This window comes from Paenibacillus sp. JT22N1, assembly GCF_059692155.1.
The window spans coordinates 331,686-352,578 of record NZ_JCAUAW010000005.1 but is presented as its reverse complement, the minus strand read 5'-3'; the positions used below and the strand labels follow the sequence as shown (position 1 = coordinate 352,578).

Below are 20,893 nucleotides of genomic sequence, written 5' to 3'. Positions count from 1 at the left end.
GGTACCAAAAAAAAGACCCTTTCCCTAATTGGGAAAGAGTCCTCCTTTACCAGAAGAATCCTGGACCACCGAAGCCGCCATACGGATAGCCAAAGCCACCGCCATAACCAAAGCCACCACCATATCCATATCCACCGTAAGCATAAGGTGCTGTGCCAATTGCTAACAGATCAAACAAAACCAAAGGAATAATGGCTTTTACTTGAACCTTTTTGCCGTTTTGTGGAGCAACAATCAAAGTGTTACCGCTGATCCGCACCAATTTACCAGTTACTTGAGTTCCGTCTTTCTTAAGAGCCACGATATTTTTCCCGACCAATTTCCGAACATCGTCTTTACGAATTTTGGATGCCACGAACGTCCACCTCCTTCAGCTACCAGAGATACATTGCTCTACAGTGTACGGCTGTGTAGGTAACATCGCTTGGATAGCTGTCCATTCTCCGGTAAAAATACGCGGTTGCCCTCTCTCCGTTCAACGCAAAAAAATTGCCGTATCTCCAGCCCTAAGGCCAAGAAAACGACAATTTTTATTGATAAAAAAATGCTTATGCTTTACGAATCTTACCAAGTTCTGTGGTAATCGCATCGATTTCGCTTATGCTGAAATTATTTTTGCTGACGACCAAATCGTACAAGTCCTTCAAGTCCTCGTATACTTCCGGCTTGACGTTCGAGGCTTTAATCGACCCACCGGTAGCCATGCGCAGCTTTCTCTTAATTTCTTCAAACATATATTCCACGTTTTCTTCCGACCAAATGTTCAAATCCATAGCTTTATGTTCTTCCTTCCTCTAAGCGCGTGTGCCACATTGAGGAGCAAGCTCCCCTTCTGTTATTCTAAAGCACTTATTGGATGTTGTAAAATGAAATCCATTGACTCTATCATTCCTCGGCTTTCCATAGTTGCTCCAGCACGATCACGATCATCGTACCTACAAGCAGTCCATTGCTGAATACATATTGCAGAATGGATGGAAGTCCTTGGAATACGGTCGAGGGAAGAAACATAAGTCCAATACTAATCAGCAGCGTGATACCCAAAATAGTCAGCCGGCGTTGACCCAGTGTTTCCCTCAGAATGGACTGAAAAGCAATTCCAATCATTTGGACAAAGGAGGCCATTAATGCGGCCGTTGCAATCGGTCCTGGAAGCAATGCCAAAAAGTTCACGATAGCCGGAACAAGTGAAATACCTGCGAAAACCAGACAAGCCACAAGGAATGGACGAACACGGGTCTGTTCTGTTAATCGAATAAAACCCGCGGAAACCGGTAGCGGAACGACACCGATCGTAGAAAACAAAGCACATAGCATATGAGAAAATCCGCCCACTATCCCGCCGCGGTTAAGCGTTTCTTTTAATTCCCTAGGCGTTTCCGGCACTACTTGACTGACAGCCGAAACGGCAGCAATCGTATTGGAGACTAAAATAAAAGTAAACAGAATGATCGTGATTATAATTCCAGCATTCAATTGTGGAACTCCCCATGCAAAAATTTCCGGCAGCTTAACCCAAGATCCATTCGCATTGAGCGTGCCTGTGCTTTTACCTAATAAGGTATACAGCAGCCATCCAGACAAGATCCCAATCAAAACCGCATAATTTTTGATCCATCCTTTACCTTTGACAGATAGAAGGATGACGAGAATAAAGACTCCAAACGACAGAGCCGCCGTTCCATAATCCGGGAGGGACGATTCACCGTGTAAGGCCATCATTCCTTTCATGAAAACACCGCTAAGTTGAAGGGCTAAGATCAAAAGAAAGGAACCATTAACCAGCGGGGTGAACAGGAATAGCAGCCGATGGAAATAACCGCTCAAGCCGAGAATGAGAAGCAGCAGGCCTGCAATAATGAATCCACCTTCCAAAATTTGCAGCGTTTCCTTCATGCTTTGACCTTGTCTGACAGCTACGTCAGCTAAAATGACAAACACACTGACCCATGAACCTGCGGGGCCATCAGCAATTGGATACCGATGCCCCAACCATCCTTGGATGAAAGAACTCATGCCAACTACAAAAAATGTTCTTTGCATCAACGCCGATACTTCCTCCATCGACAAATGAAAAATGCCGCCGATAACGATAGGTAATGCGACAGAATTGGCGAGCAGGAAAATAAACCATTGAAATGTACTTAAGCTGCCGTAGAACCGATGTTTCTGTGTTTCCATTACTTTACGGTAACATCGTTCAGCATCAGATATCCTACTGGATTAAGTGAGAATCCTTTTACACTTTTAGACGTTGCTGCAACGTGATCAATCGTTCGGATAGGAATCAGAGGACTATCTTTCATCTCGATTTCTTGCGCTTTAGCATAGATGGCTTTGCGTTTCTCCACATCTTTTTCACGACGGCCTTCTTCGATTAGCTTATCCACTTCTGGATTGGTATAGAAAGCAAGATTGCCTTTGCTTCCATGGGAAGAACTGTGAAACACATTATATTGATTATAATCCGCATCGCCAGTCGCGTTCCCCCAACCTCCGATAAACATGTTGTGTTCCCCTTTACCGGTTATATCTAGATAGGCACCATATTCCATCACCTTAATTTCGAGATCGATGCCAATCCCTTTCAATTGAGATTGAATAACTTCCGCTAGATTGATGCGCTCTTTTCTGTCATCTGTAACAATGGACGTTTTAAAGCCATTTGGGAACCCTGCCTCGGCAAGCAGTTCCTTTGCTTTGTTGACGTTATAATCGTAATCGTGCAAATTAGGGTTAAAGCCTATCATCTTAGGAGATAAGGCTGAGGTGGCTCTACTGCCCACACCGTTATATACACCTTTGATAATGGACTCCTTCTCAATGGCATATGCGAATGCCTGACGAACGCGTACATCGTCAAACGGTTTTTTCTTCACATTAAACCCGATGTATTCTACTCCCAGCCCTTCGGCGCGAGCCAGCGTCATGGAAGAGGAATTTTGCACGCGATTTAATTCGGTTACAGGCAGTTGGTCGCTGATCTGAACCTCTCCGGATTCCACCATCGCTACACGCGTAGTATCCTCAGGCACTACTTTATAAACAACCTTATCTACCTTCGGTACATCTCCCCAGTAGCTATCGTTTTTGACGAGGATCATCTCTTGGCCTGGCGTCCAAGACTGGAATTTGAATGGACCTGTTCCAATAGGGTTTTTCGACAGCTTGTCAGCTTGTTCCGCAATGGCTTTCGGGCTAAGGACACTGCCTTCGTTGCTCGCAAGTATCGACAGAAGAGGGGCGTACGGATATTTCAAAATGAATTGCACCGTATTGTCATCCACAGCCTTCACTTCTTTCACCATGGAGAAATTACTTGCGCGTGGCGAATTTACTTTTGGATCCAGAGCGCGTTCCATGGTCTTCTTGACTGCTTCGGCAGTGAAAGGCGTTCCATCGTGGAAGGTCACGCCCTTGCGCAGCTTGAATTCCCAAGTTAAATCGTCGACCAGTTTCCATTCTGCTGCTAGAGCAGGCTTGTAATCCATATTTTTATCCGTCTTGATTAGTCCTTCGTAAACTTTACCAAAGATGTAGTTAGCTGAAGGAATGTTCGTTATAAATTGCGGATCCAAGTTGTTGGCGTCCGCCTTTCTAGCGATTGTCAGCGTCCCGCCTGCCTTTGGAGCTTCAGCAGCTTTCCCGTTTTCTACTGACGAATCTGATGAAGAAGAGCATCCGGCTAGCGCTGTCATACCTACGAGAGACATGGCAAGAAGACCGCCGAGAATAAGATTTCTTTTCAAAATAAACCCTCCTGTTTCAATCATGTTGAAGTTGCAGTGAATATGCTTATAAGCATTATAGAAAATAATAGCCAAAGAGCCTTGCACGATCTTTACGTTTATTTACATTATCTTTACTACTTTTCGTTATTTTTACATCCTTTATTTCATCGTCACTTCATTAATTTCAATGTACCCGGAAGGGCTGATCCAAACGCCTTGCACGTTTTTGGCGATTGCCGCTAAATTCTCCGAGCTGCGATAAGGCAATAAGGCAACGTCATTGATTTCGATCACCTGTGCTTTTTCATAAATTTGCTTGCGTTTTTCTGGGTCCGCTTCTTTGCGTCCACTTTCGATAAGCTTATCTACTTCTTTGTTGGAATAGAAGGAGTGGTTTCCTGGAACACCGTGAGAATTGCTGTGGAACAGGTTGTACTGGTTGTAATCAGCGTCGCCTGTGGCATTCCCCCAACCGCTAATGAACATTTCAGTCTGAGCTTTCGATGCTGCGTCGAGATAGGCTCCAAATTCCATCACTTTCACTTGGAGATCGATTCCGATCCCTTTTAATTGCGATTGAAGCACTTCCGCCACATTGATTCGCGCTTTATTGTCGTTCAAATACACTGTAGCCTTTAATCCATTCGGATAACCAGCTTCTGCGAGTAATTGCTTCGCTTTGTTTAAATCGTAGGTAAACCCTTTAATACTTGGGCTATAACCGATGACTTTTGGCCCCAGACTAGAATTCGCTACCTTTCCGACGTTGTTATATACACCCTTAATGATCGCTTCTTTATCAATGGCGTAAGCAACAGCTTGACGTACACGGATATCGTTAAACGGCTTTTTACTCGTATTAAAACCAATATGATCCACGGCAAAGGCATCAAATCGGCCAAGACTCATGGTAGAGGAAGATTTTACGCGATCGATTTCGGTAACAGGCAATTGTTCAGCAACTTGAGCTTCTCCTGTTTCAATCATGGCAATGCGAGTCGTATCCTCAGGAACAGTTTTAAAAATGACTTTATTAAGCTTTGCTTTATCTCCCCAGTAGCTTTCATTTTTCACAAGTACGATTTCTTGTCCGGGAGTCCACGATTCAAATCGGAACGGACCTGTACCTGTAGGGTGTTTCGTTAATTCCTTTCCATACTGTTCAATCGCCTTGGGACTAAGAATACTGCCTTCCGCACTTGCTAAAATGGATAGAAGAGGAGCGAACGGATACTCAAGAATGAACTGAATCGTATAATCGTCCACCGCTTTGATTTCTTTAATCATCGAAAATAGATTCGCTTTCGGCGTAGGTTGATTCTTATCCAGTACGCGTGCAATTGTCTTGCGCACCGCTTCTGCGTTGAATGGCGTACCGTCATGGAACGTTGCATCTTTGCGTAGTTTAAACTCCCACGTAAGATCATTCAACTGTTTCCATTCGGTTGCAAGCAAAGGCTTGTACTCACTGTTCTTATCCAGTTGAACGAGACCTTCATAAATCTTATGCTGAATCACGGCCATGGAGTTGATCTGTGTGCTGAAATGCGGATCAAGGTTGTTCGCATCGCTTAGTCGAGCGACGACTAGTGTACCGCCGCTCTTCTGTGCCACATTGGTTGTTTCCTTGCTGTCGCCACTTGCCTCTTTAACGGAGGAACAACCGGTTAAGGCCATGGATACAATTAAGAAAGCGCTAACAATTTGTTTTATCATACAAAGTCCCCTTTTCCACTTTGAATTTGTCTTCTTATTTAGATAATAAATAATTTTCAGATTATTTGGTTTCATAATCTTTACTTCTATTTATATAATCTTTACTTCTTTTGAAAAAGGCAGCTGGTTCATCCCTAAAGTCTTATGAGAGGGAACGTCGATTCGCTATTTGGTGAAAAACGCCTTAATTCTTACGTTAGAGGAACCAGGAAGCTTTATATCTGTATTTTTTCCTAAAAATCGTTCAATTTGACCAAATAGAGTACTCACGTTCCGCAACATTCAATTTACAGCACTTTTTTTGAAAATAGCGCCTCCTCGTTCCTCACGATTCGTTCGAGCCATTTCCTATAACCCAAAACATAATAAAAAGGCATAACCTCCTCCCTGATGAGAGAAAAGTATGCCTTGGTGCCTACAAGGAACCGGAAACGATATTCCCGCGATACAGTACCGCCTGACGCTCGGCTCTGCGAGCTACCGCTTGCGCCGAACAACCGGCATGAACCAGAACTGCGCTTGCTTCATCGCCGACGACCGGCCAGACGCGAACGCCTTCCTCGGACAGCGGAAGCTTGCCTCCCGTAACAAAGCCCAGCGCCTCTGAAAGCGAGCGCTCGTCACTCCAGCGGAATCGCTCTGCGAGACGACCGGCTTTTTCCAAGCTGTCTCCTTGGCCAAATGGGGACCAGTGATCCGTGATGCTATCGTCGCCTAGAGATACGGAGACGCCTTTTTGCTTCAGAAGCGGAATCGGTATCGTCGCTCGGTTAATGGGCACGGTCGATGTGATAGCGATCCCGAGTTGAGCAAACAACTCTGCCACCTCGCTTTGCAGCTCTACCGGAACGTCGGCCAGACCGAGGGCGTGACTGACCGTTACGCGTCCTTGCCAACCCGCTTCCTCCGTTAGTGCGGCAAGCCTTTTGAAGGTGAAGATGCCTAAGTGACCTGGGTCGTGAATGTGGATATCAACGTCAGCATCAGCCTCTACAGCCAGATCCATAATGGTGTTCAATGATTTCTCGATGTTTTGATCGACCGAAGCCGGATCTACACCGCCCATGGAAGTCGCTCCCATTCGCAGCGCCTCTCGGGCCATTTCCACAACGTTGCTGCGCAGCAGACCATGCTGTGGGAAGGCTACGATTTCGTGAGAGAGCTTGCCTGAAAAAGTTTCAAAAGCTTGCAGAGTAGCTTCAAGATTTTTTAAGCCAATATAAGGATCGATGTTGCTATGAGTTCGAACATGCGTGGTTCCGTTCTTCTGCAAAAGCCCAAGCATCGCTTCCGCTCGCTCCCTAGCTGTAGGCAAAAGACGAGTAAGCAGCGTCTCTTCTTCCTTTAAACGAGTAAAGATATTCACGGGCGGTGAACAAGCTTTCCAAGGCCCACCGTAATACGTTTTATCGATGTGAATATGCATGTCGCGGAACGCCGGGAGCAGAAGCAGGTTCTTAGCATCTTGCTTTGGCAGATTGCTTTCTAAGGATGTGTCTGCAGATACGATTTGTGTTATCTTCCCATCATCGATAAGGATATGGCAGATCTCCGTCTCCGTTCCTGCGATTCTTCCATTCTCATAGCGATAGCCACTCTCCAGACAGACGTTGGTTAGCCAATAAGTCGAAGTCATACTCATGATGGTTACACCCACCCTTTCTTCCTATATATTTTGCAATCTCTTACAGCAGCTCAGGATCAAAACGCTTCTCATCCACATAAACCCTAGCGTGACCCCAGAAATATTTGGTCGGTTCCATATACTTCTGCAACCCAGCGCGTTCAATCGTCCGCTTTGCTTCTTCATTCGCTTCATCAAGCGCCGTTAGTTCGTCAACCATGAGCACTTTGCGGTCTTCCATGACGATTTTCCCATTCACAATAACGTTGTCTACGTCGCTCGCCACCGCTTGATGAACCAAACGATGCACATACATATATTCAGGCGTCAAATGAGGCTGGCGCATGTTGACCGTAATCACATCCGCTTTTTTGCCTGCTTCCAATGAGCCTAGTTCATCATCCCAGCCAACACAGCGAGCCGCATCAATCGTTACCATCTCCAGCAGCTTGCCGGCCGGTAAATAGTAGTAATCTTTTAGTGCCGCCTGATGAATCATCTGTGTCTTGCGCATCGCTTGAAACATGTCAAAGCTGGCTGCCGGAGAGGTACCGTCTGTGGAAATCGCCACTGTTGCGCCCATTTCAATCAGCTCCGTTATCGGAGTTCGCGCACCCACTTGTCCAAACCCTGGAGCTGAGCTAACATTTGTACCTGTTTCAGCCAAAATTCGTGCTTCGTCAAATGAAATGCCTCGGCAATGCTGCAGATGCACGTCTGGCCCGAGCAGAGCATTTTCTTTATCTTGGATGGCTAGATGGATCATGCCTCCAAAGGCATCTGAGTGAATCCGCGTTTTGTATTTCCTGGCGATCTCGCGAATCTTTTTCGCTTGATACCGATCATGCTCGGTTAAACCGTACAACTGGTCCGGCGGAGTCGGGGCTGAAGGGTTTACGGAAGTAACGATAACAAAAGGCGTGATAAAGGCACGAATGTGGTCGTCGTGAGCATGATTGAGCGCTTCGATAACAGATTCGGCGCCCTTCAGCACCTCATCGTAAGTCACTTCTTTGGTTACGCGTTTCCCATCCACCCAGCGGCTGAACGAATGTGGCCATGGCGGATTGCAAGGACCCGTACAGACGATTTCTCGTATGCCAACTTCGGCGTAAGCTTTGGCATGATTCAATGCAAAGATAGGATCATCCGAGCGTGGCATGGAACCAAGCACACATGCGCCTGTCGTAATCCCTGCCTTTAAGCGCTCAAGCGCATTCAGCTTTCCTTCGTAATACCAGAACTCATCCGTAACAAAATGCTTATACGTATGCGTCATGATTGGCATCCAGAAACTGATGTTATCCATGGCGATGGTCTTGAACATCGAGTGACCGCCGTGACCGTGGGCATCAATCAGTCCAGGCAATACACAGTGATGGCTGCAATCTATCGTTTTCTTCGCTTCATACTTCGCAAGTATCAGCTCGGTGTCATCTACTTCCAGAATTCTTCCATTATGAATGGCGACAGCTCCATTCTCGAGAATGCGCCGCTCTTGATCCATCGTGATGACAATACCGTGAATGAGCAATAAATCAATCATGATTCAGCACTCCCGCAACCAGTCTCCCTTGGTAAAAGACGGCTCTGCGTTCAGCTCTTCGCGCTACAGCCTCTGCTGTAGAGCTAGCATCCACCAGCACCATGCTCGCCTCATCTCCAACTTTCGGCCATACTCGATTGCCTGCCCTATCCAGCGGTGTCTTTCCTCCAGTAATGAAACCAAGTGATTGTGACAAGGAATGCTCGTCAATCCAGCGGAAGCGTTCCGCTAAACGTCCTGCTCGTTCCAGAATGTCCCCGTTACCAAAAGGCTGCCAATTGTCAAAGATATTATCGCAGCCAGCAGCAACTGACACCCCTTTCTCGTGCAGAAGCGGAACAGGTGGCAGTGTTCTGCTATGAGGAACACTTGTGATGATCGTAATACCTGCCTCCGCAAGAACGGCTGAAAGGTCGGCTGCCTCTCCTGCTGGCACCTCTCCCAACCCGAATGCGTGGCTGATCGCCACTCTTCCTTGCAAGCCCGCTTCCATCGTAAGCGCTGCCAAACGTCTCATTGTAAACGTGCCTAAGTAATCCGGATCATGAAGATGTAGATCAACACCCGCATTAGCCTCAACAGCCAGCTCCATCATTTGTTGTAAAGATCCTTCAATGTCCCCGTCTACCGTTGCAGGATCAACGCCGCCTATGAGGGTAGCGCCTTCACGAAGAGCTTCTCTGACCAGTTCTTTGGACTTGGAACGCAGCAAACCATGCTGCGGAAAAGCTACAATTTCATAGGAGAGCTTCCCCTCATAATTTTCTAAAACCTGACGTACAGCTTCCAAGCTGCGTAATCCTACCTCCGGATAAATATCTACATGCGTTCGTACTTCCGTCGAGCCTGCTCTCAGCAAAGTATCCAGCAAAAGGCCCGCACGTTCGTTGATCGTGGTTGGCAGCGTAGGTAAGATCCGTTTTTCCAATTCACAGCGTTCCATGATATTAGCTGCTGGGATGACAGCACGCCACGTTTCCCCGATCAGCGTCTTATCCAAATGTACATGTTTCTCAATAAATGATGGCAGTAAAAGCAGGTTCTTCCCGTCTTGCTTCGGAAGATCCGAGTCCAAGGGGGTGTCAGCTGAAATGATTTCACGGATGACACCGTCCTCTATACGTAGATGACAAACTTCAGTCTCTGTCCCGGAGATCACGTCATTTTCAAATAAATAACCGCTCTCCAAACGAACACTGGTTAACCAATAGGCAGAACTCACGAATTGCTCACCCTTTCTCTTCCAAAATTCGGTGTGATTTGCTCGTACAACCTCAATTATAAAGAATATTCTGTGTTTTATTTTCACAATCTTTACTTCTATTTAAGGTATCTTTACGAGTTGCCCAATGCTTATTTACTTCGCCTCGTTTTCTGATAACTTTAACTTAACAAAGGAGGTTTGCTATATGAATGTTGATTATGCCGATAAAAAGCAAGCGCTACCAAAACAGATTCTCTCCTATCGTCCCAGCAAGTGGAGAACATTTTATTTAAAGCTTCGTAGAAATAAGTTGGCGATGGTGGGCGGTTATGTCATTCTTTTCTACTTCCTTGTCGCGATCTTCGCTCCGCTTCTAGCTCCATATGATCCCTATCATATTGAATTAGTGAACAAACTAAAACCTCCCTCAGCCGAACATTGGATGGGGACGGACGATAAGGGCCGCGACGTGTTAAGCCGGTTGATCATCGGGACACGCCTCTCACTCTCTGTAGGATTCGTAGCCGTGTTTATCGGAGCCTTCTTCGGAATCGTTCTCGGATTATTTGCTGGCTATTACGGGAAATGGGTGGATACGATCATTATGCGCGTGATCGACATATTGCTTGCTTTTCCGGGCATATTGCTCGCACTCGCCATTGTTAGCGCTTTAGGCCCCAGTTTAATCAACGTGATGATTGCGATCGGCGTGTTTTCCATTCCAATGTTCGCACGGATCGTCCGCGGTTCGACCTTATCGATTAAGAAGTTAGAGTATATCGACGCCATTCGCTCTTTGGGAGCAAGCGATCTTCGGATAATATTCGTACACATTTTTCCAAACATTTTGTCACCGATTATCGTTCAAGCCACTCTAAGGCTCGCAACGGCCATCCTCTCTGCCGCGGGATTGTCCTTCTTGGGACTTGGCGCGCAACCGCCATTGCCCGAATGGGGGGCCATGCTGAGCAACGGACGCGATTTTTTATTCACAGTACCTTATCTGGCTTTGTTTCCGGGACTTGCCATCTCCACATTAGTTATAGGCTTTAACGTATTTGGAGACGGGCTCAGAGACGCATTGGATCCAAGGATGAAACAATAAGCTTATGCTTTCGAAGCTAGCTTTCCTGACGGAAAGCTCTAAGCTTATGCTTTCGAAGAAAGCTTTCCTGACGGAAAGCTCTAAGGAGGATATCTATGTTCGTATACATCATTCGCCGGTTACTACAGATGATCCCGGTTCTGTTAGGCGTCATTCTAGTCGTCTTCTTGATCATGCAGCTCGTTCCGGGCGATCCGGCCGTTCTACTTGCAGGAGAAGGCGCTTCAGCGGAAACGGTTGAACGCATCCGACATCAATTGGGGTTAGATCAGCCGCTCTTTATTCAGTATTTCCAGTACGTCATCGACGTGGTCCGAGGAGACTTTGGGGTATCCCTTCGCTCCAATCTGCCTGTCTTTAGCGAAATCATGACCCGATTACCTACGACCATCGAGCTAGCCGTGGCCAGTATTTTCATCACCATTGTTTTCGGGATGCTTGCCGGAATCATTTCGGCTACTAAGCAATACAAAGCATCGGATATTACGATCATGATCATCGCTCTGCTCGGTGTATCCTTGCCCAGCTTCTGTCTCGGACTCTCACTCATTTACTTTTTCTCCGTGAAAATGCACCTCTTTCCTGTCGCAGGTTGGGGAACATGGAAGCATGTTGTGCTCCCGGCTATCACCTTAGGGGCTTCAGGTGCCGCAATTGTCGCACGGATGACGCGCTCCACGATGCTGGATGTCATTCGCCAAGATTATATTCGGACAGCGAAAGCTAAAGGGTTAAAATTACGCGTTGTTATTTATAAGCATGCCCTCAAGAATGCATTGATTCCTGTCATTACCGTAGTAGGACTACAGTTTGGTGTATTACTTGGCGGTACGGTATTAGTAGAATCTGTCTTTGCCATTAACGGACTAGGACGGCTGATTGTAGATGCCATTCGCATGCGCGACTTGCCTATGGTACAGGGTGGCGTGCTGGTCGCCTCGGTCATTTTCGTCATGGTTAACCTTGCGGTCGACGTACTCTATCGTAACTTCAACAAACGTATTGAGCTGGATTAAAAGGAGGGAACGAGATGCTTAAACAACAAGAAAAGGTTTTGGAAGTCAGCAATCTTCAGACACACTTCTTTACCGATGAAGGCGTAAGCAGAGCTGTTGACGGCATTGACTTCACACTTCATAAAGGGGAAACGCTTGGACTTGTAGGGGAATCGGGCTGCGGTAAAAGTATTACATCGCTTTCCATTCTTAGGCTGATCGCCAGCCCTCCCGGGCGAATCGTTAATGGAGAAATCCGTTTTAAAGGACAAGACTTATTGAAAAAAACGGATAAAGAGATGGGTGCCATCCGCGGCAACGAAATCTCGATGATTTTCCAAGAACCCATGACTTCCTTAAACCCGGTCTACTCGGTCGGGGAACAAATAGCGGAAGTGTTCCGCCATCACCAAAAGCTAGGGAGAAAGGAAGCCTGGGAGAAAGCGGTCGACATGCTCCGCTTAGTCGGCATCCCCTCCCCGGAGAAACGCGCCAAGCAAGAGCCGTATGAATTGAGCGGCGGGATGCGGCAGCGGGTAATGATTGCCATGGCGATGGCTTGCAATCCGGAAATCCTTATTGCCGATGAGCCGACCACCGCTCTTGATGTAACGATTCAAGCGCAAATCTTGGATTTGATGAAGCTGCTGCAAAAACAATTGGGCATGAGCATCATTATGATCACCCACGATCTCGGGGTCGTTTCTGAAACATGCGATCGCGTAGCTGTGATGTATGCCGGCAAGATCGTGGAATATACCGCTGCGAGCGAGTTATTTGTAAGTCCCAAACATCCCTACACAGTCGGATTGCTGAACTCTCTGCCTCGACCAGATCAAGACCGTGAAGAGCTGCAGGCGATTCAGGGAAGTGTTCCAAGCCCATACAATATGCCTACTGGATGCAGGTTTGCTCCACGATGTCCACAAGCTAGAGAACTTTGCCAGACAACGATACCGGAACTTACCGATGTTGGAGGAGGCAGTCAGGTCCGCTGCTGGATCTATACGCCGGAGTGGGACGCACAACCAAAGTCGCAAATGAAAGATAGGGGGGCATTCAAATGATAATACCTGTGGGGAGTACCAATGATAAACAGGTTTTAGTTGAAATCAACCATTTGAAACAATACTTCCCGATCAAAGGCGGTATCTTTGGCCGAACAGTGAACCACGTAAAGGCTGTTGACGACATCAGCTTTACCATCTATGAGGGAGAAACGCTTAGTATCGTTGGTGAGTCCGGCTGTGGCAAATCAACGACGGGACGAGCTATATTACGACTGGATGATCCTACCAGTGGAGATATTCACTATCAGGATAAGGATGTCCTCGCTCTAAACAAGAGCGGGCTCCGGAAGCTGCGCAAGGACATGCAGGTCATTTTCCAGGATCCTTTCGCATCGTTGAATCCAAGACAAACCGTCCGCCAAATTCTTGGCGAAGCGTTGACCATTCAAGACGTCATCCCGAAGGAAAAGCGGACAGAACGCATTAAGGAACTGCTTGACAATGTCGGGTTACGGTCCGACCATATCGACCGATACCCGCATGAATTCAGCGGTGGCCAGCGCCAACGGATCGGCATCGCACGGGCACTAGCTGTGGAGCCCAAGCTGATCATCTGCGACGAAGCTGTTTCCGCGCTCGATGTGTCGATCCAGGCTCAGGTGCTGAACCTGCTAAAGAAGCTGCAGCGCCAATATAAGTTGACTTATTTATTCATTTCCCATGATTTAGGCGTAGTACGGCACATTTCCGATCGGGTAATGGTAATGTACCTAGGTAAAATCGTAGAAATCGCAGATAAAAAATCGCTATTCGATAATCCGCAGCACCCATATACCAAAGCACTTCTTTCTGCCATTCCAGTACCCAATCAGAAAGAAAAGAGAGAACGCATCCTGTTGACAGGCGATGTGCCCTCTCCAATTAATCCACCTCAGGGATGTCGCTTCAACACGCGCTGCCCGTTTGTTGTTGAAACATGCCGATCAAAAGAACCCGAGCTTCGCTTTACCGGTGAAGGACATCAAGTAGCCTGCCACTTGGTCACTTAAAAATGTTGGTTACTTAATTCGCTTTAACAGGACGAATAAATTAAAATGGTAGTGAAACCATAAATTAAAACCGTATGCAGAAGGGATCTCATGCTTAGCTTTGAGGGTTTTACCTTACTCATCTTGTTGTTTATTTTAGCTCCAATCATTGGAGCTTTTACTTTATTATTCTTGTTTGTCTTTGAGAAACGCATTGACCTGCTGGAAAATAAAACGAAGAAGATCGAGCTGGAAAAAGAGCTCCAGCAATCGCTTTACAATCAATTAAATCAGCAAATTCAGCCCCATTTTTTATTCAACTCATTGAACGTGATTCTAACCTTGGCGCGATTGGAACGTACGGAAGAATTGGTCAGAGCCCTTGAGGTCTTCTCCCAATTCCTTAAGTTTAAGTACAAGACCACCGAACCCGTGATCCCTCTTCGGGAGGAGATTCGTTACACGGAGTACTATATCGAGATTCAAAAACTGCGTTTTGGCACTCGCCTTACGGTAACACTAACGTGTGATGAAGAAATTGAGGAAGCCTATATTCCGCCTTTTGTTTTGCAAACCATTGTTGAGAATGCATTTAAGCATGGGCTGGAACGAAAAATCGGACCCGTGAACCTTAACATCCATTTTTCCCTCGATCATGATACGGCTAATCTTCTGGTCTCCGATAATGGCACGATAGAGCAAGAGACCGTGGAAATTGAGTGGAAAAATGGGCATGGCTTGGATAACATTAGACGCCGTTTGCATTTATACTTCGCTGATCGTGCAAGCATACAGATTCAATCTATCCCCAACACTGGTACTAATGTGCAAGTCAAGTGGCCTTTCATCTCAGAACCTAACTTAAAAGAGGTGCCCTAATGAATGTATTACTAGTTGATGATGAGCCCCTTGAGCTGGAACAACTTGAATATCTGATTCACCCGCTTTTTCCATTTTGGAACCTGCACAAGGCTTCCGACAGCTGCCAGGCTATAGCCATTAGCCAAAAGATAAAAATTCATCTTGCCTTTCTGGATATCAATTTACCAGGTAAATCAGGACTGGAGCTTGGAGAAGAACTGCGTCAGCATAATCCAGATATCGATATCATTATCGTCACGGCCTACCAAAACTTCCATTATGCCAAACAGTCTATCCGGCTAGGCGTGGTAGATTACATGACGAAGCCGGTCATTCAAAGCGAATTGGTTGATATTCTAAGTAAATACCGCAACAAGATGCCACAGTCAAAATACTCCCATGTTATTCATGACGCGCTCACAATCATTCATGAAAAATATGCAGACAAGCTCGCACTTGCTGACCTTGCCGCGGAAGTACACATTAACCCAACCTATTTAAGCCGCCGCTTTCATGACGAGGTTGGTGTATCGTTCTCCGAATACTTGATGCAATACCGAATTCAGATTTCCAAGAAATATTTGGTTTCTCATCCGGACTGGAGTATTTCTACAGTCTCAGAGAAAAGCGGTTTTAACAGCCAACATTACTTTTGCACCATTTTTCGCAAGAGTACGAGCCAAACACCTAAAGAATATCGCGAGAAGGAGAAATAACCTTGTTTTACCAATCATTTCGTGAATATGTTCAGGGAGCAGCTAAGATAGGCATAGGTCTGGGAGTCATATCGATCTTGGCCCGATGGGTAACAGGCATTACCATCTTCGCCTCCCCCGAAGCGCTGGTCAAATATGGCATATTTGGCGGAATTGGGTATGCTCTTATGGGGGCCATTGCTCTTATGGCTTTTGGCTGGCTTGGAAAAAGGGTGCGTAAAGAGTACGGCGAGGGTTTAACAATTGGCGATTTTTTTCAATTTAAGCTTCATCGCCTCGGTTACTGGATGATGATCGCTATCCTGCTTATCACCAGTATCGAGGGCTTGTTTATGCAGGGAATGGCTGCAGGTGTGCTTGTCAATATTTTGTTCGGTATCCCGATTTCTATCGGATTGCTTTGTTTCTTCTTGTTTTGCGTCGTATACGTCGGCTTTGGCGGGATTGTCCTTATTCAGCGTTTGGCCTTCGTTCAAGTCATATGTATGTTTGCCGCAGCCATCCTCATCCCCCTCTATTTTTTCATTGAAAAAGGGGTTGAGAACGTTTATCAGGGAATACGTCTATATCATCCCTATCTACTCGTGCTCAACAATCACGAAGGCTTGTTTTTTATGTGCACAGGCCTATTGATTGGCTTCGGGCAGATTTTCGTCGACCAAGCAACGTGGCAGCGTCTATATATGCTTGAAATTAAAAAAGTCGTGCCCACCTTCCTGCTTTCCGGGCTCATATGGGCAACCGTTCCGCTGGCTTTCTCTTCGCTGATCATGGTCGTTATATTTACAGGCAGTTTTCATAATATATATTCGCTCTTATTTGATCTTATCCGCAAGATTGACACAGTATTCTTGTTGGTTTTGTTCGGCCTTTGTTCATTCGGTGCCGTTACCTCAGCCTTCGGGGCAGGGATGCATTCCATGATCAGTCTCATTGCGGGTAACGTGTATCCACTCTTTAAACCTGACGCCAGTGAGAAGCAGAAGATGCGTATGGGATACTTGCTGGCAGTAGTGATCGGCGTTCTATCTTTTGCACTTACCTTTTTTTTCACACCTACCCTTCTGGATCTGCTTTTTTTCTTTGGAATTATTTACGCTGCACTCATTGTCCCTGTCCTGTTCATTGTGTTCAGCAGAGGAAAAGTGGACAATTTCATCCCTCTCTGCGCATTGATCGGATTGGTCGCGGGCTATACAAGTCGATACAAGCTAGGAAACTTAGATGCCGTCTGGGTTAGTATGATGGTTTCCAGCCTACTCGTCATTGTGTATTGGAGCGGTAAGTTTATAAAGAAACGCCTGGTAAATCATTGAGAGGAATTCACTTATATGCTTCGTTCCTATTTGTTATTAATCGTATGCGTTACGGTTTGGGGGAGCAACTTTGTCTTCGGAAACATACTCGTCAAACAGTTTTCCCCTCTGTTTCTAGTCATGGCCCGTTTGTTGTTTATAGCCTTGTTTCTACTTTGCTACACACGGGTTCGACATCGCTTCGTTCCCGTTCGCAAACAAGAGTGGCAGCTGCTCATTCTGCTTGGCATTATCGGTGTCTTTATTAACCAGTGGTCATTTTATCAAGGCTTACAAACGGCCGACCCGACCACCTCGGCGCTTATTCTCGCACTAACCCCCATTACGACTGCGCTTTTAGCAGCCCTATTTTTAAAAGAAACTTTAACGGTAAACATGCTTGCTGGTTCGCTCGTGGCAATCTCGGGTGTCTTTCTCGTTGTTTATAATGGGGCTAGACTTGAATTTAATATAGGTCACTTCTGGATCTTTATTACGATGATGACGTTTGCCATCTCCATTGTATTAGTACGTCTGTTGGCTCGAAGGCTGCCCCCCATCATTACCACGGTTTACTCGACCTTGATCGGGTTCGGCACGATGGTACCGGTCGTACTGGCAAATGGGACAGGGTGGACAATCAGTCACGAAGCATGGGCATGGGTCATGTTAATTTCCACCGCTATTCTGATGCACGGAATGGTTACCCTCATTTGGAACGGCCAGTTGCAAAAGGTTGGAGCGGCGAAGGCAGCGATGTTCTCGAACCTGGAGCCGTTTGTCGCGATGATTGTTGGGTATGTGATACTCGGCCAGCTCGTTACCTCGCAGCAGTTGTTTGGTTCCCTGTTCATCGTAGGTGGTGTTACTTTGGCATCTTTATCTTTTTCCAGAAAGACACAGAGCGCAATTCCACAGTGACAGATTGAATATAATTCCAAAATGAATAAGAAAGTCCCTGTTTTGGTTGCTAGGAAGCAACTAAACAGGGACTTTTTCCGTGATCTTCCACGCATATTATGCAGATTCTGTATTAACAAGTGTCACAAGCGGACGCTGTTGTTCATAGGAATCTAAATCTAAGCTGACACAGATGAGGCGGATATGCTCTTCAGCCAGTTTCCGCGCATCCTCATAGGATTGTTTAAACTGAATGCAGTAGGAGATAAGGCCATGTAAGGACATGAACAAATTCCACGGAAGTGTAAACTTCCTGCTCTCGGCTCCCGGTTGATCGGCCATCACTTGACGGATGACAATAGCAAACATTTCCAAGGATTGTGCTTGCTCAGTTCGCGAATATTGCTGCAGCTCTGGTTCGTTAATCATGAACATCATTTCGTAGTGATGCGGATTGTTCAAACCAAACCAGACGAACTCCATCATCAACTTTTGAAGCAGATTCACGCTAAACCCTTGCTCACGAACAATCATTTCCCGCTGACGCTGTACTAATTCGGAGAAATCTTCCTTAATTAACGCATAAAAAAGTTCAGCTTTCTCATTAAAATGGTAATATAACGCACCATGGCTGTACCCCATTGCTTTTGCGATGCTGCGCATCGTTAAAGCGCGATAGCCGAAAGTAGCGAATAATTCCCGCGCTTCCACAAGTATTCGTTCTCTGCTAAGCTCTTGCGCGACTGCTTTCCTAGCCATTCCTATCCCTCCGCATCCTTAGCTTCTATGAAATTAGTTGTACCTTGTACCCGAGCCTGCCTATTCCGGCAAGCTCTTATGAACCATGTATTCGTTCTCTCCTGCGATAACAACGCCTTGACCTTGTGTAAAATCTGTTGCCCAGTTGATAAATGCTTCCGCTTCCGCTGCCAAAGGATAACATGCTACAGTCACTTTATCCGTAAACTGAATGTCCCCTAGGAGCATCCCCTGACTTCTCAGCTCGTTCTCGAGTTTGCCATACCACGTATAATCCACCTCAATCAGCACTTGCTGATGATTGACTTTATAAATTGGCTGTCCTGCTTCAATACCGACCACGGCTCCATCCGTATAAGCTCGAATGAGTCCGCCCGCGCCAAGCATGATGCCGCCGAAATAACGGGTAACGACGATAACGATATTCTTAAGTCCTTGATGCTTAATCACTTCCAGAATCGGCTTTCCTGCTGTACCACTCGGTTCCCCATCATCAGATTGCTTCTGAATCTGATCCCTTTCTCCGATGACATAGGCGCTGCAGTTATGTGTAGCCGACCTGTGTTCCTTCTTGATAGCTTCAATAAATAGGGTAGCTTCTTCTTCTGACTCTACCGGTTTGGCATGACCGATGAAACGCGACTTCTTGATGATGATTTCCGACGATCCGTACGAATGGATAGTTTTGAAATGTGCTAGCATAGCCGACCTTTCTTGGTAGAAGGAAACATCTGTTTCATTATATTCTACACACATCCTTTGACTTCGACAATATAGAAAGAAAATTTACCACATAAATAATGGAAATTTTCAATGGAAAAAACGACCAATCCGATAGGATTGATCGTTTTTCTGCTTGGCATTCATGAATTAATTCTGCAAGCGTGCTTCCAATTCGGCTTTTTCCTTCTCATAACCCGGTTTGCCTAAGAGGGCAAACATATTCTTTTTATACGCTTCAACGCCTGGTTGGTCAAAAGGATTCACACCCATCAGATAACCGCTGATCCCGCATGCTTTTTCGAAGAAATACACCATATATCCAAAGGAGTAAGGCGTCATATCCGGCAGCGTTACGATCAGGTTCGGTACGTTACCGTCCGTGTGAGCAAGCATGGTACCCTGGAAAGCTTTCTTGTTCACGAAATCCATCGTTTTCCCGCTCAAGAAGTTGAGTCCATCCAAATCATCGGAATCTGTGCCAATCGTAATATGATCAGCCACTTGATCAACTTGAATGACCGTTTCAAATAGTATACGGTTGCCATCTTGAACGAACTGACCCATGGAGTGCAAATCCGTCGAGAAGTCTACCGATGCTGGATAAATTCCTTTGTAATCTTTGCCTTCGCTTTCACCGAACAGCTGCTTCCACCATTCCGATACGAAATGCAGGGAAGGCTCGTAGTTAACGAGAATTTCGATCGTTTTCCCTTTGCGGTAGAGCGAATTTCGAACAGCAGCGTATTGATAAGCTTGATTCTCACTTAACTTCGGATTGGAGAACTCATGCTGCGCATCCGCCGCGCCTTTCATAATCGCTTCCACATCAATGCCCGCTGTCGCGATTGGCAATAAACCAACAGCTGTTAATACCGAATATCGTCCACCTACATCATCTGGAATGACAAAGGTTTCGTAACCTTCTGCTGTAGCGAGTGTTTTGAGCGCACCCTTCTCTTGATCCGTTGTAGCATAGATACGTTTGCGCGCAGCTTCTTTACCATATTTCTTCTCTAACAACTCACGGAAAATACGGAAAGCAATCGCTGGCTCTGTTGTTGTACCAGACTTCGAAATTACGTTTACTGAGAAATCTTTGCCTTCAAGCAGTTGAAGCAAATGCGTAACATATGTAGAGCTGATGTTATTTCCTACGAAATAAATCTCAGGTGTCTTACGTTTATCTTTTGGCAAAATATTATAAAAAGAATGAGACAACATCTCCAGCGCCGCGCGTGCGCCCAAATAGGAACCGCCGATACCGATAACAACGAGCGCCTCGGAGTCGGATTGAATTTGTTTAGCGGAAGCCTGAATACGAGCAAATTCCTCACGATTATAATTCTCAGGAAGATCAACCCATCCTAAATAATCGGAACCTGCACCCGTCTTGTTATGCAGCTGTTCATGCGCTAGCTCTACTTGAGCCGCCAAATAATCAACCTCATGCTGGGATAAAAAGGATAGTGCTTTACTGTAATCAAATTGTAGTTTCTTACTCACTATGTTCGCCTCCATCTCTATTTTTTTCCTTTTCCTAGCATACTTATTTGCCTGTCCAAAAGCAAGTAATCGATCCTATATTGAATGATATTCAACGATGAGCGATCGCGTAAGCGGAGAGACTTTGGTCTCCGACCAAAGATCCCTATAAAGTAATTCACAGGTTATAATACCCAT

19 protein-coding genes are annotated in these 20,893 nt (G+C 46.0%); 8 read left to right on the top strand and 11 right to left on the bottom strand.

The window, feature by feature from the left end; all coding sequences use genetic code 11:
- Window positions 1-46: 46 nt before the first annotated feature.
- From AC58UU_RS12745 to AC58UU_RS12710, 8 genes are all read right to left on the bottom strand, one after another.
- On the bottom strand, window positions 47-355 hold the full coding sequence (locus AC58UU_RS12745) for a hypothetical protein (protein WP_497316080.1): 309 nt from the start codon (window positions 353-355) through the stop codon (window positions 47-49).
- 193 nt (window positions 356-548) lie between these two features.
- Entirely contained in the window at window positions 549-773 is a 225-nt protein-coding gene (locus AC58UU_RS12740; protein ID WP_497316078.1) for a DUF1128 domain-containing protein, read from the bottom strand.
- A 112-nt stretch (window positions 774-885) separates the two neighbouring features.
- Window positions 886-2,181: a purine/pyrimidine permease gene (locus tag AC58UU_RS12735; protein ID WP_497316076.1), complete on the bottom strand. Its 1,296-nt coding sequence runs from the start codon at window positions 2,179-2,181 to the stop codon at window positions 886-888.
- On the bottom strand, window positions 2,181-3,749 hold the full coding sequence (locus tag AC58UU_RS12730; RefSeq protein WP_497316074.1) for a glutathione ABC transporter substrate-binding protein: 1,569 nt from the start codon (window positions 3,747-3,749) through the stop codon (window positions 2,181-2,183). The genes AC58UU_RS12735 and AC58UU_RS12730 overlap by 1 nt, the downstream gene beginning before the upstream one ends.
- A gap of 141 nt (window positions 3,750-3,890) precedes the next feature.
- Window positions 3,891-5,447, bottom strand: a complete 1,557-nt coding sequence (locus AC58UU_RS12725; protein ID WP_497316072.1) for a glutathione ABC transporter substrate-binding protein — start codon at window positions 5,445-5,447, stop codon at window positions 3,891-3,893.
- A 415-nt stretch (window positions 5,448-5,862) separates the two neighbouring features.
- Window positions 5,863-7,089, bottom strand: a complete 1,227-nt coding sequence (locus tag AC58UU_RS12720) for an amidohydrolase family protein (RefSeq protein ID WP_497316070.1) — start codon at window positions 7,087-7,089, stop codon at window positions 5,863-5,865.
- A gap of 43 nt (window positions 7,090-7,132) precedes the next feature.
- A complete protein-coding gene (locus tag AC58UU_RS12715) occupies window positions 7,133-8,617 on the bottom strand; it encodes an amidohydrolase family protein (RefSeq protein WP_497316068.1) in 1,485 nt (494 codons plus the stop codon).
- Entirely contained in the window at window positions 8,610-9,839 is a 1,230-nt protein-coding gene (locus AC58UU_RS12710; protein ID WP_497316066.1) for an amidohydrolase, read from the bottom strand. The genes AC58UU_RS12715 and AC58UU_RS12710 overlap by 8 nt, the downstream gene beginning before the upstream one ends.
- A gap of 187 nt (window positions 9,840-10,026) precedes the next feature.
- Here AC58UU_RS12710 and nikC point away from each other — a divergent pair, with 187 nt between their 5' ends.
- The 8 genes from nikC to AC58UU_RS12670 all read left to right on the top strand — a co-directional run bounded on the left by nikC (window position 10,027) and on the right by AC58UU_RS12670 (window position 17,752).
- On the top strand, window positions 10,027-10,926 hold the full coding sequence (gene nikC, locus AC58UU_RS12705) for a nickel transporter permease (RefSeq protein ID WP_497316064.1): 900 nt from the start codon (window positions 10,027-10,029) through the stop codon (window positions 10,924-10,926).
- A 95-nt stretch (window positions 10,927-11,021) separates the two neighbouring features.
- The gene (locus tag AC58UU_RS12700) at window positions 11,022-11,942 is read left to right on the top strand and encodes an ABC transporter permease (protein ID WP_497316063.1); all 921 of its coding nucleotides are present in this window, start codon (window positions 11,022-11,024) and stop codon (window positions 11,940-11,942) included.
- Between the two features lie 14 nt (window positions 11,943-11,956).
- Window positions 11,957-12,988: an ABC transporter ATP-binding protein gene (locus tag AC58UU_RS12695; RefSeq protein ID WP_497316062.1), complete on the top strand. Its 1,032-nt coding sequence runs from the start codon at window positions 11,957-11,959 to the stop codon at window positions 12,986-12,988.
- Window positions 12,985-13,980: an ABC transporter ATP-binding protein gene (locus AC58UU_RS12690; RefSeq protein WP_497316060.1), complete on the top strand. Its 996-nt coding sequence runs from the start codon at window positions 12,985-12,987 to the stop codon at window positions 13,978-13,980. The genes AC58UU_RS12695 and AC58UU_RS12690 overlap by 4 nt, the downstream gene beginning before the upstream one ends.
- A 90-nt stretch (window positions 13,981-14,070) precedes the next feature.
- Window positions 14,071-14,838 carry a sensor histidine kinase gene (locus tag AC58UU_RS12685; protein ID WP_497316058.1) on the top strand — a complete coding sequence of 256 codons (768 nt, stop codon included), beginning with the start codon at window positions 14,071-14,073 and terminating at the stop codon, window positions 14,836-14,838.
- Window positions 14,838-15,536, top strand: a complete 699-nt coding sequence (locus AC58UU_RS12680; protein ID WP_497316056.1) for a response regulator transcription factor — start codon at window positions 14,838-14,840, stop codon at window positions 15,534-15,536. Before AC58UU_RS12685 ends, AC58UU_RS12680 begins: the two co-directional genes overlap by 1 nt.
- 2 nt (window positions 15,537-15,538) lie before the next feature.
- A complete protein-coding gene (locus tag AC58UU_RS12675; protein ID WP_497316054.1) occupies window positions 15,539-16,852 on the top strand; it encodes a sodium:solute symporter family transporter in 1,314 nt (437 codons plus the stop codon).
- Between the two features lie 15 nt (window positions 16,853-16,867).
- Complete coding sequence (locus AC58UU_RS12670) at window positions 16,868-17,752, top strand: DMT family transporter (RefSeq protein ID WP_497316052.1); 885 nt, start codon at window positions 16,868-16,870, stop codon at window positions 17,750-17,752.
- Between the two features lie 96 nt (window positions 17,753-17,848).
- Here the strand turns inward: AC58UU_RS12670 and AC58UU_RS12665 are convergent, their stop codons facing one another.
- The 3 genes from AC58UU_RS12665 to AC58UU_RS12655 all read right to left on the bottom strand — a co-directional run bounded on the left by AC58UU_RS12665 (window position 17,849) and on the right by AC58UU_RS12655 (window position 20,716).
- Window positions 17,849-18,490 (bottom strand): TetR/AcrR family transcriptional regulator, encoded by a 642-nt coding sequence (locus AC58UU_RS12665; protein WP_497316050.1) that lies wholly within the window; start codon window positions 18,488-18,490, stop codon window positions 17,849-17,851.
- Window positions 18,491-18,550: 60 nt separating this feature from the next.
- Window positions 18,551-19,192: a YigZ family protein gene (locus AC58UU_RS12660; RefSeq protein ID WP_497316048.1), complete on the bottom strand. Its 642-nt coding sequence runs from the start codon at window positions 19,190-19,192 to the stop codon at window positions 18,551-18,553.
- Window positions 19,193-19,360: 168 nt separating this feature from the next.
- Window positions 19,361-20,716 (bottom strand): glucose-6-phosphate isomerase, encoded by a 1,356-nt coding sequence (locus AC58UU_RS12655; RefSeq protein ID WP_497316046.1) that lies wholly within the window; start codon window positions 20,714-20,716, stop codon window positions 19,361-19,363.
- Between the last annotated feature and the right edge of the window lie 177 nt (window positions 20,717-20,893).